At 52.6% G+C, this 14,933-nt stretch carries 10 protein-coding genes and 2 pseudogenes; 6 read left to right on the forward strand and 6 right to left on the reverse strand.

The annotated features are described in order from the left end of the window. Positions 1–30 precede the first annotated feature (30 nt). The 5 genes and pseudogenes from ACLI1T_RS02795 to ACLI1T_RS02815 form a co-directional block, all read left to right on the forward strand. Positions 31–837: pseudogene (locus tag ACLI1T_RS02795) on the forward strand (IS256 family transposase); the annotation flags it as partial. 380 nt (positions 838–1,217) lie between these two features. After that, complete coding sequence (locus tag ACLI1T_RS02800) at positions 1,218–3,386, forward strand: hypothetical protein (RefSeq protein ID WP_411702977.1); 2,169 nt, start codon at positions 1,218–1,220, stop codon at positions 3,384–3,386. 126 nt (positions 3,387–3,512) lie between these two features. After that, positions 3,513–4,085, forward strand: a complete 573-nt coding sequence (gene orn, locus ACLI1T_RS02805) for an oligoribonuclease (RefSeq protein WP_349868537.1) — start codon at positions 3,513–3,515, stop codon at positions 4,083–4,085. Positions 4,086–4,314: 229 nt separating this feature from the next. After that, a pseudogene (locus tag ACLI1T_RS02810) lies at positions 4,315–5,529 on the forward strand (IS3 family transposase). 271 nt (positions 5,530–5,800) lie between these two features. Next, a complete protein-coding gene (locus ACLI1T_RS02815) occupies positions 5,801–6,310 on the forward strand; it encodes a gluconokinase (protein WP_411702978.1) in 510 nt (169 codons plus the stop codon). Here the strand turns inward: ACLI1T_RS02815 and ACLI1T_RS02820 are convergent. From ACLI1T_RS02820 to ACLI1T_RS02845, 6 genes are all read right to left on the reverse strand, one after another. Further along, a complete protein-coding gene (locus ACLI1T_RS02820; protein ID WP_023025548.1) occupies positions 6,307–7,701 on the reverse strand; it encodes a GntP family permease in 1,395 nt (464 codons plus the stop codon). The genes ACLI1T_RS02815 and ACLI1T_RS02820 overlap by 4 nt on opposite strands. Positions 7,702–7,869: 168 nt before the next feature. Next, entirely contained in the window at positions 7,870–8,487 is a 618-nt protein-coding gene (locus ACLI1T_RS02825) for a hypothetical protein (RefSeq protein ID WP_411702979.1), read from the reverse strand. Between the two features lie 170 nt (positions 8,488–8,657). Then, positions 8,658–9,752, reverse strand: a complete 1,095-nt coding sequence (locus ACLI1T_RS02830; RefSeq protein ID WP_023025553.1) for an ABC transporter ATP-binding protein — start codon at positions 9,750–9,752, stop codon at positions 8,658–8,660. Positions 9,753–9,789: 37 nt separating this feature from the next. Then, a complete protein-coding gene (locus ACLI1T_RS02835; protein ID WP_023025555.1) occupies positions 9,790–11,112 on the reverse strand; it encodes an ABC transporter substrate-binding protein in 1,323 nt (440 codons plus the stop codon). A gap of 75 nt (positions 11,113–11,187) precedes the next feature. Beyond that, positions 11,188–12,054 carry a carbohydrate ABC transporter permease gene (locus tag ACLI1T_RS02840; RefSeq protein ID WP_411702980.1) on the reverse strand — a complete coding sequence of 289 codons (867 nt, stop codon included), beginning with the start codon at positions 12,052–12,054 and terminating at the stop codon, positions 11,188–11,190. A gap of 7 nt (positions 12,055–12,061) precedes the next feature. Next, positions 12,062–13,036 (reverse strand): carbohydrate ABC transporter permease, encoded by a 975-nt coding sequence (locus ACLI1T_RS02845; RefSeq protein ID WP_034659666.1) that lies wholly within the window; start codon positions 13,034–13,036, stop codon positions 12,062–12,064. Positions 13,037–13,482: 446 nt separating this feature from the next. Here ACLI1T_RS02845 and ACLI1T_RS02850 point away from each other — a divergent pair, with 446 nt between their 5' ends. Beyond that, positions 13,483–14,754, forward strand: coding sequence for a threonine/serine exporter ThrE family protein (locus ACLI1T_RS02850; RefSeq protein ID WP_198010522.1), 1,272 nt, complete (start codon positions 13,483–13,485; stop codon positions 14,752–14,754). Positions 14,755–14,933: the final 179 nt, after the last annotated feature.

A 14,933-nucleotide genomic window follows, 5' to 3' on the forward strand; every position in this document is an offset into this window, starting at 1 on the left:
TGTGTCCACTTTCCGGGGGTCGGGCCCCAGTTAGACGAGTTCTACCCCGTGATATTCCTGGATGCGTTGCGCATTAAAGTCCGCGACGGCGGCCGGGTAGTTAACAAGTCTGCGTACATGGCAATCGGGGTGGACCTCGACGGGATCAAGCATATTTTGGGATTGTGGATTGCCAAAGAAGAAGGTGCTTCCTTTTGGGCACACGTGTGCGCCAACTTATCTAACCGCGGGGTCAAAGACGTCTTTATCGTCTGCTGTGACGGGCTGAAAGGCCTACCAGAGGCAGTGGAGGCAACCTGGCCGAATTCCATGGTACAAACCTGCATCGTGCACCTGATTCGCGCCGCGAATCGGTGGGTGGCCTACGGGGATCGCCGGGCTGTATCAGCCGCGTTGAAGAAGGTTTATACGGCTACTGATGAATCCACGGTAGAAGCAGCGTTGAAGGAATTTTCCGAGTCTGAACTGGGTGTGAAGTATCCTCAGTCGGTCAAGGTCTGGCAGGATGCATGGGATAGATTCGTGCCATTTTTGCAGTTCCCACCAGCAGCAAGGAAGGTCATCTATACAACGAATTCCATTGAATCGTTTAACAACCAGCTGCGTAAAGCCACCCGCAACAGGGTGCAGTTCACTAACGATGAATCCGCGCTCAAGACGCTGTGGTTGATGATCTGCAACATTGAAGACAAACGAGCCGCAAAGAGAGCGAAACAAGGCAAACGAGCCTCGGCTACCGCCAGCAGGCTCGTGGAAGGAGCCCGAGTTTCCGGCTGGAAACAAGCCATCAACCAAATGGCCGTGGCCTTTCCCGCCCGCTTCGACAAATACCTATAAACCTAGCCCCACACACAAACAACTTGACACGCTCGGCATCAACAATCTGTCAAAGTCAAAAGTATCTGGCAAGGCCAAGTAACTCGGCACCATGGTAGAGGATCTCGCACCATCCTCCTAGACCAATACTCGTATTCTGGTTGAGGTTTCTGACACTGTTTACTCACAATGGACATCCTCACCTACCAACAAAAGTTTCGTGAAAATTGGGTGTCCACTAAACGAGGTAATCGCAGCGTGTGGTGATAGTAGTGGCATCCAGCCTGTGGACACTTTTGGTGGCATAAGTCACTCAATTCAGTGCTATAGTAAGAGCGCTATCCAAAAATACGCAATTTTCCGGACGCTTTCAGGATCTGGTTTTCTGTGAGGAGTAGGGGATGTCCCAGCCGTTGAGAAAGAAACAAACTGAAGCTGGTATCAGGGTAAGAGACTATGAAAAATATGGAGAAGTCTTTTATCTTCCGGATAATTTTGAGGTCGAACAGCTTCCTGATTGGCGCATAGCTGTATTTAGTGTGACATTCCCACTGCATGAAGGAATATTTGCAGACTATGAAAACGAATTTTTTGATCCGACTGCAGAATTGAGACGCAGACAAAGCAATGATGGAGCTTTCGGCGACGATCAGCTAACCAAAATCGAGAGGTTAGACGGGGCTTCTTGGAAGCAATTTCGAACTAAGGGGATCCGGCAATTTGTTATGCCTACGCAGGATCCGAAAAAGAAACGTCATGACCTCGCTGATGAACGTTCCAAAGCTTGGTCTGTGCCACAGGTTCAAGAGGACCTGAGAGCCCCAAAAGACGACCTCAACAACGAGGGACAGGAATACCGGCATTATCTAGCATTCGAGCACGGTGACGAAGCGCCAAAGGTATTCTATGAAAGCGCGTCTAGGCGGTATACGGATGTCGTAGGCGGCTCTGTCGGGGCAGAGTGGGCGGACCAAAGTGACCGCAATAAGCAGTCTTCAGAATTCGAAGAAAAACAACGTGCCGCTTTTTACTCGATAGATTTCACGAAAGCGCCCACATTTCGAGGTCAGGCCACTAAGTGGCGGACCTTCGGCTACCAAACAAGTCCGCGGGATAATGACAATCATGAGTGCACGCTGAATTCCGAAGAACTTAAAGAGGAGTTCGGGTCTGTGATGCTGAAGTCACTGGACTTTTCGCAATTTGAAGACCCAGCCCCAATGGATTTTGGAGCCACCGATGAGGACAAAAGCGGGTCTCTAAATAGTTGCAAAAACCAAACGATGATTAATCGTTTCCTTACATTAACGGTAGTAGCGGAAAATGTTGACTCCGATTCATTGAACGCAATTTCTCGTGCGCTTAATAGGCCGCGAAATACCGTATGGCTTGGAAAATCCGATTTTGAAGCTACATCACTCACGATTAATGATAGTGAGTTGCTTCAAGCGTGTATGGAAGTTGTTTATGAAGCTTTTGTGCAAGCCGGGTTAATTACGCCATCTAAAGACAAGAAAAAGAAGCTGATTACCAGGTCCTCAGTAATCGAACTAGGGATTCCACGAACCGGTAGCGCGGCTAATGCACATATTCCTCAAATGCAGCCAATACGTTCTGTGGTTGCCTTGCCTTATATCGATGAACCGCGACTTCCAGACGTGTATAGAAAAATATTTGAGGTAAAAGGTGAGCAGCTTGACTCGCCTTCTAACTCTGATCAGCGCCAACCATCACAAGGGTGGTCTGCTAGGCATATTTGGTCATGGATACTTGCAACTGGCACAGACAACTTTGTCGATGGTGTTCCAGATTTTTATGCCGAGCCACCGGAAGATAAGGTGGGGCACTTTTTATTCTGGGATACTATCTCTGAAGAGACCGGCGTCGCCTTTGTTAGAAAGGTAGCTCAAACGCGCGACGATTTGAAATATTTCGGTTTGGCACATACCCGCTATGTGGATTTGATCATGCTGGTGATGCGGGCACATGTGAGTTTAGCTAAGCTCTCGGGCGCCCTACGAGAAATTGAATTTACTGACGTTATCAATGTTGGTGAGCGTTCAGAGAAAAAATATATGGAAAAACTGAATCTTCAGGTGAAGAAGTTTCAGAGCATTCAAGCACATTTTGTCCGCATAAGAGATCGCCTTTGGGTAGATGCGGTGCCAAAGTACCATACGGATACCCGCGTGATGCGATCGATTAGGAAAGCGACCGATCTCGATATTATTTATCGGGATATTGAAAATGAAATCACGTTAAGGCAAGACATTTATTCCAACATATATGAAGCACGAAGAAATGAGCATCAAGAAAAGGAACATGAGCGTTTTAATTTTTGGACTATTATTTTAGCGTTTCTGGCCGCAGTTTTAGCCGTGCCAGGTTTCTTGGACATTTCTTCAGAAGAGCCCACTTCTCCATGGGGTGCGTTTATATTTTCCCTTACGTTGGGTGTCGCATTAATGGTATTCATGTTCGCCTTGCAATGGTTTTTGCAAAAGCGCTGGCCCAGTTTAAGGAATAAATGGGGAAAGTCTCCCGAGGGCTTTGGTTCGAAACGAGACTAATTTGAGCTGGCATCTCGGCTGGCTCAGCAATCCTTCTCTCGTGTCCAACCGCTTTGCTACGCTTTCGAAGACCACCCGAGAGTGGGGTGGAAGAAGCTAAATTCTGTATCAAAGTTAGGTATTTTCATGTGTGCCAATGTATCGCCAGATGGGATCGATCGATTCCTGTGGATCGACGTAGAAACCACGGGACTAGATGAACTCCGGTGTGAGCTACTTGAAGTCGCTGCGCTAGTTACCGATAGTCAGTTAAGGGAGCTCGACGAAGGAGTAGATATTGTTATCCATCCTCCTCAAAGTTCCTTAGAACAGATGCCTAGGGTTGTGAAAGATATGCATACCACCTCTGGGCTCATCGAAGAAGTTCAGCAGAGCTCAGTATCACTGCGAGAAGCAGAACGAGCAGTGTTGGGTTATATGGATAGGCATTTTGGCTCTGAAGAAAAAGTAATCATGGCCGGTAATTCCATTACCTTAGATAGGAACTTTCTGCGCCGCTTTATGCCGCAAGTAGATGAGCATCTCCATTATCGAATGATTGATGTTTCTACCCTTAAAGAACTAATGCGATTATGGTCTCCAGGAGGCTTCGCCAATGTTCCCCAAAAAGTATTCGCGCACCGTGCGCTAGGAGATATTCGCGAGTCTATTGATGAGCTGCGCTTTTATAGGAAACATTTCCTTACAGTGGAGAGCTGATACAGCAATGGGGTTGCCCGCAAATCGTGGACACGTAGTAGAGCTACCTAGTGATTAGGTAGCGATTTTTCTTCGTTTTTGGTTTGGGTGATGTGGTTCTCGAAGTCGACGCGGCTGACCATCCTGGGTGCTTCAGTGCAGGCGCCGGCGGTTGTAGACCACTTCAATCTGAAGTTACCCTCGTTTAGTGGACACCCGATTAGTGTGGATCTTGTGTCCGTAGGAGAGGATGTTCATTGTGAGTTCGTCAAGGAAGAAGTACACCCCGGAGTACCGGCAGGAGGCCGCCAGACTGGTCATTGAGTCTGGGCGCCCAATCGCTCATGTGGCTAAGGAAATTAGCGTATCAGCCACAATTTTAGGCAGGTGGGTCAAACTTGAGCGGGAACGCCAAGGCTCGGTAGATGGCCGCAGTGATGCCGATATACGAGCCGAAAACGCTCGCCTGCGTCGTGAGTTAGCTGAGGCCAAGATGGATAATGAGTTCTTGTCAAAAGCCACCGCCTTCTTCGCTGCGAAGCAACGCGATCGGAAAAATTTGAGCTAATGCAGCCAGAGCAAGGCGAACTACAGCATAAAAAGAATGAGCAGGTTATTAGAGGTTTCTCGTTCTGGCTACTATAAATGGCAAAAGGCTCAAGCAGTACGGCTTCGTGGTGAAAATCAGCGTCAGAGATTCCTCGACCAGTTAGACAGGAAAATTCATGACATCTGGGAAGATTCTGACGAAGTCTACGGTGCCCCACGGATTACTGCAGAACTCGCCGAGGGTGGGGTCTATGTGAATCGCAAAACCGTGGCCAAACGCATGCGGATGATGGGGATTGAAGGCATCTCACCCAGGGCGTTTGTTCCCGTAACGACGATTCAATCCAAGCGGAAGTCCACGCTTGAAGACCTGGTGAAACGCCTATTTGATCAAGGGCAGCTTAATCGAGTGTGGATGTCGGATATTACCTATCTACGCACGAATGAGGGCTGGCTGTACCTATGCGTTATCCGCGATGGACACTCCCGCCGAGTCCTAGGCTGGTCCATGGATAGTGTGCAGGATTCTTACCTGGTTGAACGTGCACTGCGCATGGCTTACACCCTGCGTGGTGAAGTACCCGACGGCGTGGTCTTCCATGCCGATCGTGGTACCCAGTTCACCAGCGAACAGCTGTGGCAGGTCTGTCAAGAACTAGGGATTGCACAATCGGTCGGCCGTACTGGTGTCTGCTTTGACAATGCGATGGCCGAGTCGTTCTGGTCGACATTGAAGACCGAATTTTACGATCGGAAGGAATGGCGAACCCGCAACGAAGCCCGGAAGGCGGTGGCTCGCTGGATTGAGATTGTCTACAACCGGCGCCGTCGCCACTCGTCCATCGGGATGGTAAGCCCCGTCGATTTCGAAGCCCAGCTCGCTGATCAAAATGGTAATAAGAAGGCCGCTGCTTAACCCCTAAGCAGCTTAACTACGTGTCCACGATTTGCGGGCAACCCCAAATCCAGTACGCCACGGCCAAGTCCGGTGGAGTGGTGTATCTGTCCTTTTTGAATCTGTGAATCGGGGGACAGTGTCAGGGGCGGTGTTGGGGTCCGGCTCGGGGTTGATGTTGGTTCATTAGGAGGCTGCTCCTCGTCGAGGTCTGCATCCGTAAAATCAAAGTTCGGGTCTTGCAACTTGAAGCGGATACACTGAAAAGGAAAAGCCAACTCAAGGAGCCACCATGAACCAGAACAAATTCCGTCATGTCGTCGTCATGGGAGTCTCTGGCTCGGGCAAGACAACGGTGGGGGAAGCCTTGTCACCGCTGGTGGGGCTAGAGTACCGCGACGGCGATGATATGCACCCGCAGTCGAATATTGACAAGATGGCCGCGGGAACGCCGCTGAATGATGAGGACCGGGAGCCGTGGCTAAAACAGATCGGTCAGTGGCTGGCGGATAGGCCAGAAGGCGCGATGGTGGGGTGCAGCGCGCTGAAGCGAAAGTACCGGGATCTGATTAGAAAGTACTGCCCAAGCGTGGCGTTTGTGCACGTACACGGTGACTTTGATGTGTTGTATGAGCGGATGCAACACCGTCCGGGACATTTCATGCCGGCGTCGTTGTTGCAATCGCAATTCGATACCTTGGAGCCCTTGGAAGAAGATGAAACTGGCCGCGTCTTCGATGTGACGCGGCCAGCGGAAGAGATTGCAGAAGACGCTGCGGCTTGGATTAAAACCGGCGCCTAAAAGACTGCGGCCACGCCGTAGAGGACTAGGACGAGTGTGAAACCGATGATGGAGATGAGCATCTGGTTGACGGTCCAAGTCTTCAGAGTTGTCATGGTATCCATACCCATCAGGCGGCCGACGAGCCAGAATCCGGAATCGTTGACGTGAGAGCCAAAGACCGAACCGGCGGCGGTGGCCACGACGATGAGTGCGAGTTGGAGTTCGTTGAACCCGCCAGCCTCCACGGCGGGGACCATGAGGGCAGCAGCAGTGGTGAGTGCGACGGTGGCCGAACCTTGTGCCAAGCGGAGGGCTACGGCGATGAGATAGCAGGCCAGGATGACGGGGATACCGAGACCGGAGAGGGAATCGGCAAGCGCATCGCCAATGCCGGAGGTGCGAAGCACTCCACCGAACATGCCGCCCGCACCGGTAATAAGTACGACGGAACAGATAGGGCCAAGCGAGGAGTCAACGAGTTTTTCCAACGCCGACTTTTCCACGCTGCGGCGCAGGCCCAGAACTACCAATGCGATAAGCACCGTAATCAGCAGTGCGATTGGGGTTTGGCCGAGCATGACGAAGAACCTGACCCACGTGGCATCGGCATCAATGGTGCCGTAGGAAGCTAGAGCGTTGAGCCCAGTATTGAAGAAGATAAGCACCATCGGGATGAGCAGGATGGAAATCACTGTGGTGGCGGACGCAGGTTTTAAGGGTTGTTCTTCCTCATCAAGGACGGGCCCGGCGATGGCGTCAGTGACCTTGAACGGGAATTTCTTTCCGGCCACTAGTCCAAAGCGGTAGCCAGAGATATACCAGGTAGGCAGAGCCAGCAGTAGGCCGACGAGCAGCACCAAGCCAAGATCGGCGCCGTAGAATTCGCTTGCGGCGACAGGACCGGGGTGCGGTGGCAGGTAGACATGCATGACAGAAAATGCGCCAGCGGCCGGCAAGCCAAAGGCAAGGACTGGGCCATTCAAGCGGCGGGCAACAGCAAAGATAACCGGCAGCATCACGATAAGCCCAGCATCAAAGAAGATAGGGAAGCCCATAATCAGCGAGGCGACGCCGAGTGCAAGAGGCGCTTTATTTTCGCCGAAGCGGCGAACCATGGCATCGGCAAGCGATTTCGCACCGCCGGAAGATTCCACGAGCCGGCCGATCATGGCGCCGAGCCCCACCAGTAGCGCAACCGAGCCAAGGGTGGAGCTGAAACTTTCCGTCATCGTAGGGACAATGCCTTCGAGTGGTATGCCTGCCGCGAGTGCCGTCAGAGCGGACACCACCAGCAGCGTGAGAAAAGCATGGAGCTTGAAATATATGACCAGTACCAAAATTACAGCGACCGCAGCAACTGCAATCCCTAGCAACGTACCAGTGGACAATGTGGGCTCCCACGTCTCCATAGGGCAGGCTCCTTTACTTGTGCAAACCTTTGAATATGGGCAACGTTAGCAGCAGCGCTGCTAGCCGATGCCCATATTCGCCCAACGCGGCTTATCCAACACCCCGAAACTGGGCATATAAAAATCCCCTGGCTCCCGTTCAGGACCAGGGGAGAAGCCGAGGCAAGCTTAGTCGAACTGACCTTGGATGATGGCCGCTGCATCAAGCGGGGTTACGTGATAAGAGATTGGATTTTGATTGGAACCTGCCATAAGTGCGCCGGCACAGGAATGCCCCGCGCCCATCATGTGGCCTAGCTCGTGAGCAATGGTGCCTTGGAGCGCCTCAGGGTAGGTGGCGTTGGGCATCTTGATGGAGACCAACTTGTGATCTGGGTAAGCCGACCCCTGGACGTAGCCGCGAGGATCCGGATTGTAGATGATGGAAATGGTGTCATCATCAGCTTCGGAAGGCTTTACTTCCTGAAGGGAAGCCTTCCCCCCGAGAGCCTCATTCCACTCGGCAACGGCGGCGTCCAGCTGCTTGCGGTATGGGAAGTTATCCGCCACTTTGTACTTCAGTACGCCATCGCTGAAATAAGGTTTTACAGAGTCCTCATCGTGGAGGATGGAAGGATCTGGAACCGGCTTGCCCTCGTTAGCTAGCTTGGTGATGGTCTTGCAGGTTCCAGGATCGATGATGGAACGTACTGGGTCGCTCGTTGCGTTCGCTGCCGGCGCGGCGATAGTACCGAGAATGGCGGTGGTGGCAAGGGCAGTGACAGATAGCTTCTTTAGAGAGCGCATCGGCAGTTAGTGACCTTTCGATTGGCTTTATCGTTCGTGGAATGCAGTTGGCCTTAGCAATATCCGCGGGAAACAGAATTGCGTGGATGCCTCAGGCAATCGAGTAACAATGAATTTTTGCTACACCGGGCAAAGTAGAAATTTACATTGTTAACTTCGCTTTGTCGACTTTAGTTTAGACGCTCACCAGTAGAAGAACTAAATAGGTGGATGCGGTCAGGATCTGGGGAAACGCGGAAAGTGTCACCCACCGTGTAATCACGGCGAGCGCTTACTAACATGCCAGTTTGTCCGCCCATTCGGGTCGTCGACTGTAGATTCTCCCCGGATTCTGCCAAGTCGCCATAGAGGTAGGTTTGATTGCCGAGCTCTTCAACGTGCTTAACGGTGAATTCCGCACCTTCCTCTGTGTGCACCCAATCTTCAGGGCGAACGCCAACGGTAATGGATTGCGCACCATCGAAGTCGTAATTGGCCAAGTTGATGCGAGTAGACCCCAGTGAAAGCTGGCTAGAGGTGAGTGCGAGGTTGTAGATATTCATCGCAGGGGAGCCGATAAAGCCGGCAACGAAGACGTTTTGGGGGCGATCGTAGATTTCACGAGTGGTATCTACTTGTTGTAGGACACCGGCGTTAAGAACTGCGACGCGGTCACCCATGGTCATTGCTTCGGTCTGGTCGTGGGTCACGTACACCGTCGTGGTGCCTAGGCGGCGTTGCAAATTTGAAATCTGCGCGCGGGTAGAGACGCGTAGTTTTGCATCCAGGTTGGATAGTGGCTCGTCCATGCAGAATACAGCAGGTTCGCGCACGATGGCGCGGCCCATCGCTACACGCTGACGCTGGCCGCCTGAAAGATTCGCGGGTTTTCGGTCAAGTAAATCCTCCATCTGCAAAATTTTCGCGGCTTCTTGCACACGCGTCTTAATCTGGTCCTTGGGAACTTTCCGGTTCTCCAAGGCAAAGGACATATTCTGCGCGACCGACATATTCGGGTACAGGGCGTAGTTCTGAAAGACCATGGCTACGTCTCGATCTGATGGGCTGACTCCAGTGACGTCTTTTCCGCCGATCCGAATGGAACCTCGGTCCGTTGGCTCAAGGCCAGCGAGCATTCGAAGGCTGGTGGATTTTCCGCAGCCAGAAGGCCCGACGAGGACCAAAAATTCGCCATCGGCAATATCTAGATTGAGTTGGTCAACTGCGGGACGCTCCGCGTCTTTGGAGTAGATGCGGCTTGCTCCATCAAATGTGACAGTAGCCATGGTGTTACCTTTCAGATGTTAAGGAGAATTGGCACGGTTAGCCGTTAATGACGGGCTTTACCTGGTTGTCATAAATGGACTGCAGAGTCTTTTCCAGATCCGTGAGCACCTTGGTGACATCGTCGCGGTTGGTGACGATCTTCTCGAAGGCTCCACCAATCTCCTGATCTGCACCAGGGAGGAATACACGGGCGTTGTCCTGTGGGCGAGTTTCTGGAAGCTGCTTGATAGCAGTCTCGAAATTCGGGTTCTCTTCCATGAATTTCTTTTGTTCCTCGTTGTCGGCAGCAGAAGAGCGGACCGGCATGTAACCCACATTTTGGGACCAGTACGAGGTGTTTTCGTCGTTCGTGATGAAATCAATCAGCTTAATGGCTGCCAACTGGCGGTCCTTGCTAATACCGGAAGGAATGGCAAGACCGGCACCTCCGGTGGGGCAAGCGCCGTCTCCCTTTGGATTGGGAAGGAATGCGGTTCCTAATTCGAAGTCAGCGGTATCAGAGATACCTGCAAGGTCGCCTGTGGATAGGACAGTGGCTGCAGCCCGTCCGGTACCGAATTCCATAGCCATGTCATTGCCCATGTAGGAATAGCCATTCTTGCTATCGGTAACATCCTTGAGCCATTCCACAGCCTCGATGGTTTTGCCATCAGTGAACTTCAAATCCCACTCATCGGAGTAGGCGCCGCCCTTAGACCACAAGGGGCCTTGGAAAATCCATCCCAGGTAGCCAACGGCGTCGCCCCAGCCAAATGGCTTCATTTTGGAATCCGCGCTCGCGAGCTTTTTAGACCACTCATCCATTTCGTCCCAAGACTCCGGTCCGCGGTCCGGCAGGCCAGCCTTCTTCCAAGCGTCCTTGTTATAGAAGAACAGGGGAGTCGACCGAGCAAAGGGAAGCGCGAAGTGGCCGCCGTCGTAGTTGTAGTCCTCATAGAGTGGCTGGACATAGCTTGAAAGGTCAATATCGGCTTCTTTGGCTAGATCATCAACATTGGCAATCTGCCCGTTGATAGCGAAGTTGTACCACCACACATCGGAGAGAACCACGATGTCTGGAAGATCAGAGCCGGTGAGTGCAGCATTAAACTTTTGTGCTGCCTCCTCGTAGTTCTTTCCAGCGTCAACAAGGTTGACCTTAATATCAGGGTTTTCCTTCTCGAAGCGAGAGATGATTTCCTTTTCGATGTCCTTTGAAGAAGCTGGGTGGTTGGACCACCACGTCAATTCCGTGACCTCGCCACCATTGCCACCGTCGCTACTGCCCTGGGAACTCGTAGATGAGGTGCCAGCACAAGCGGCAAGAAATGAAGCGGTAGAAGCAGTGGAAGCTAGTGCGAGAAACTTACGGCGAAGCATGGGTATCTCCTTATATTTAAGTCAAATTGCGAAGAAGTGGGTGAAAACGGCGAGCGCGATGGGGATAGAAACCTTCTAACCTTTTACGGCGCCAGTGGTGAGACCTTGAATCATGTATTTCTGCAGGCCAAGGAAGATGACGACCATCGGAAGAATGGTTAGAACGGTAGCGGCCATTACTGGGCCCCAGTTAGTAACGCCATCATTGTTTTGCAACATGGTCAGGCCCACCTGCAAGGGAGCGACACGTTCCGTATCTGCCATCAGGAAAGGCCACAAGTAGGTATTCCACTCGTTTACTAGTGTGATCACGGAAAACGCTGTCAGCGTTGGCCAAGAAACGGGAAGAAGCACCTTGGTGAGTAAGCGAATGGGGCCGGCACCGTCCATGCGAGCAGCTTCCACAAGTTCATACGGCAAGGAAAGAAAGTGATTACGCATGAGGAAAGTGCCGAAGGCAACACCAGCCAGCGGAACGATGATACCAACAAAGGTATTGCGCCAGCCCAAGGAATTGACCAAGGCATAGTTGGAAATCACCGTGATTTCTGCAGGAACCATCAGGGAAGAAATCACTACGATGAAGACTAGATTGCGTCCTGGGAAGCGAAGGATAGATAAGGCGTAGGCGGAGACGACACCAAGCACAATTTTTATAGCGGATAGTACCGCGGTAATGAAGACCGAGTTGCGCAGGTAGGTCCAGAAGGGAACGCGCGTGGTGGCATCTGCGTAATTTTTCGTTTCCCACGTCGGCGGTAGCCAGTTAACTGGGTCGGTGTAAATGTCACCTCTGGCCTTGAATGAGGTCATCAAAATCCAGAACAACGGCAGTCCCACGAGCAGGAGGACGAGGATAATTCCCACGTAGCCGCCGATGAGCTTGGCGCGCCTAGCTACAGGGGAAGAGTCTGTGACCATGTGAAGATTTGAATCAGCCATTGGGTGGTTAACCTCGCTTATCCATGATGCGGACCTGAATCAGCGTAACGACGAGCAGGATGAGGAATAGGATTGTCGCAGCAGTGGCGCCGTAACCAGCGCGGAAATTGACAAAGGTTTCGTTATAAATCTGAAAAACCAGCGTCTGGGTGCCGTTGCCTTGTGGGCCGCCTCGGGTCATGACGTTGATGATGTCAAAGACCTGCACAGAGTTGAGCAGTACCGTAATGGAAAGGAAGAAGGTGGTATTGCGCAGTTGCGGCATCGTCACGCGCCAGAATTTGCGCCAACGGCCTGTTCCATCAATGGCAGCAGCTTCGTCTAATTCCTTATCTAGGCCCTGTAGGGCAGCCAAGTAGATTACAAACGTATAGCCCAAGTTTTTCCACACGAACGTGAATGTCACCATGAACAACGCCCAGCCAGGCACGGCATAAAAGTTTGGAGAACTTATGCCAAACCACCCAAGGATTTCTTGAATCAATCCGAAGTTGGGGTCGAATACGAATTGGAAGGCGATACCAATCGCGGCACCGGAGATCGCATAAGGCGCGAAGACCACCGAGCGTGCAAAGTTGCGACCCCTGATTTTTTGATTGAGAAGAAGTGCAAGCGCGAGCCCAATCACCATGGAGCCGATGACCGCGAAAAAGGTGAAAATGACGGTATTTAAGACAATCGTCTTTGTGTCATCGCGCGTGAACCACTCCACGTAATTATCAAAGCCAACAAAAGTGGAGCTTGAACTGGAAATATTCCAATTAAAAAAGGAAAGCCGAATATTATCCAGCAGCGGCCGGTAGGTAAAGATAGCCAGCAAGATGAGGTTGGGCGCCAAAAGTACGGCAGCCAGCAACCATTCCTTATGTCGGCTCTTTGTAGCCTTTCGTACGAGCTCCGATGAATTATCGTTGCTCGGGCCAGTGGCCGTGGCAGTCGCGATGCCGTTCTTAGCGTCGGCGTGGTCATCCCTGAGAGTCACCCAGCCAACGTAAACCGCGTAGATTACGGGGTGTTTCACATAATGGAAACTTTTGATGAATTGTAATCGTCGAGTCCGTAAAGGCTAGGGGACTATTGCGAACTCGATGAAAACAACTCCAGCGCCCGGGCCTCAGTAAAGGGCCGCAGGGCGCTGGAGCTGGTTCTCTCTATCTCTCTTGCGTTCTCTCAAACGCTAAGGAAAGTATGGCGCTAGACCCTGTTATAGGCATTGAAAAAAGCTGGAATTTTCCTGAAAGTTAGTGGAGGCTAAGAGGGGACACGGGGTAGGCAGGCGGTGCGCTAGTCTGGAAGGTAGAAGAAACAGCCAAAATGTGGGTGGAAGCTGGGGCAATGGCCGGCGAAAGGCGGCCTGGCCCGCAGCTTTCCCGCGAGGTAGAGGTGAAAGATTTGTCGTCGCAGTATGATCCGAATTTTCACCGGCAGATGGGCGTGGAAGCTGACGTCGTGTTGCGTGTCGGGATGATGCTGATGGGCGCTGGCACATCGGGATATCGCGTGCTGCGCGGTATGAAGCGCAGCGCCCGGGCGCTAGGGTTTGACTACTTGGATGCCAACGTGGGGCTAACGCAGATTACCTGTACCTTTCACCGGGGTGACTCCTTTCGCACCGTGATTGCGCGCACGCATTCGCCGGCCGTTGATGCCTCCCGCATTGAGGCATTGGAGGACCTCACCCATAACCGCCTGTACTCCGGAATTACTGCAGAAGAGCTTTCGGGAATGCTCGATTCCATTGAAAGTGACGTAAAAAAGCGTTGGAATGTGTGGGTTCTATCCACCGCAGCCGCGGTCGCGTGCGCGGCGTTTGCATTCCTGAACTTCTTTCCGGTGCAGGCGGTAGGGCTCGTCGCGCTGGCGGCGTTCGTGGGGCAGTTCGTGCGCTATGAGGTGCTCCACCAGCACGTGCACCAAATTGGCGGGATCATCGCCGGTGGCGCGGCAGCCAGCATCACGTTCTTTATTCTTATCGAGATCCTAGGATTTGCCGGGGTGGTAGAGCCGAGCTCGCTGTCCTCGGGCTATGTCGCGACGGTGCTCTTTTTGATTCCGGGGTTCCCGCTGTTTTCGGCCCTGATCGATATTGCGCGCTTTGACTTTGACGCGGGCATCGCCAGGCTGGGGTATGCGTTTACGGTCATCTTTACCGCTACGTTTACAGTCTCCATGGTCAGTTGGTTGACGGATCTTAGCCCGGATCCGCCGGTCCCCGCGCCGGATACGCGGTGGTACCTGCTGGCTTTTGTCGCCAGCTTCTTCGGCATCGCGGGCTTTGCCTTCCTCTTTAATTCCTCGCGCCGCATGGTCCTAGTTGCCGCAAGCGTGGGAACCGTGGCCAATGCGGTGCGCCTGGGACTCCTTGAACTGGGCACGACCATCTACTTTGCGGCTTTTATTGGCGGGCTGATTATCGGACTCTTGGGAGCGGTGGCCTCGCAAAAGGCGCGGTTGCCGCGCATTACCACGACCGTGCCTGCCGCCGTCATTATGATTCCTGGGGTGACGATGTTCCGCGCGGTTTATTACCTCAACGATGGACAGATGGATCAGGCTGTGGCGAATGTGGCCACCGGTTTGATGGTAGTAGGCGCTATCGGCGCGGGGATGGTATTTGCCCGGCTGCTTACGGACCGCGATTGGGCATTGGGACGGCTCATTGACTTCGATAAGGAAATCCCACGGAAGAAGCCCGCCTAGCGCGGGTGGTTCGGCCTTGCAGCGGGGCCGAGGCGATAGCCAGCGGCGGCAGGCAGAGGCAGCGGGCAAAACGGCGGCGAATAATGTGACTAGTAAAACGCCAGCGGCACCCGGTTCCTGTCGGTTCCGAGTGCCGCTGACGTCTCTCTCTACAAGGTGTTTCCACGTATCGGTTTTCA

This window comes from Corynebacterium tuingiense, assembly GCF_046718165.1.
Classification (GTDB): domain Bacteria; phylum Actinomycetota; class Actinomycetes; order Mycobacteriales; family Mycobacteriaceae; genus Corynebacterium.

What these genes read in the sequence shown, in the direction of transcription:
- ACLI1T_RS02800 (WP_411702977.1), top strand. Translation starts at nt 1,218, where the DNA reads ATGTCCCAGCCGTTGAGAAAGAAACAAACTGAAGCTGGTATCAGGGTA.
- orn (WP_349868537.1), top strand. Translation starts at nt 3,513, where the DNA reads ATGTGTGCCAATGTATCGCCAGATGGGATCGATCGATTCCTGTGGATC.
- ACLI1T_RS02815 (WP_411702978.1), top strand. Translation starts at nt 5,801, where the DNA reads ATGAACCAGAACAAATTCCGTCATGTCGTCGTCATGGGAGTCTCTGGC.
- ACLI1T_RS02820 (WP_023025548.1), bottom strand. Translation starts at nt 7,701, where the DNA reads ATGGAGACGTGGGAGCCCACATTGTCCACTGGTACGTTGCTAGGGATT.
- ACLI1T_RS02825 (WP_411702979.1), bottom strand. Translation starts at nt 8,487, where the DNA reads ATGCGCTCTCTAAAGAAGCTATCTGTCACTGCCCTTGCCACCACCGCC.
- ACLI1T_RS02830 (WP_023025553.1), bottom strand. Translation starts at nt 9,752, where the DNA reads ATGGCTACTGTCACATTTGATGGAGCAAGCCGCATCTACTCCAAAGAC.
- ACLI1T_RS02835 (WP_023025555.1), bottom strand. Translation starts at nt 11,112, where the DNA reads ATGCTTCGCCGTAAGTTTCTCGCACTAGCTTCCACTGCTTCTACCGCT.
- ACLI1T_RS02840 (WP_411702980.1), bottom strand. Translation starts at nt 12,054, where the DNA reads ATGGCTGATTCAAATCTTCACATGGTCACAGACTCTTCCCCTGTAGCT.
- ACLI1T_RS02850 (WP_198010522.1), top strand. Translation starts at nt 13,483, where the DNA reads ATGGGCGTGGAAGCTGACGTCGTGTTGCGTGTCGGGATGATGCTGATG.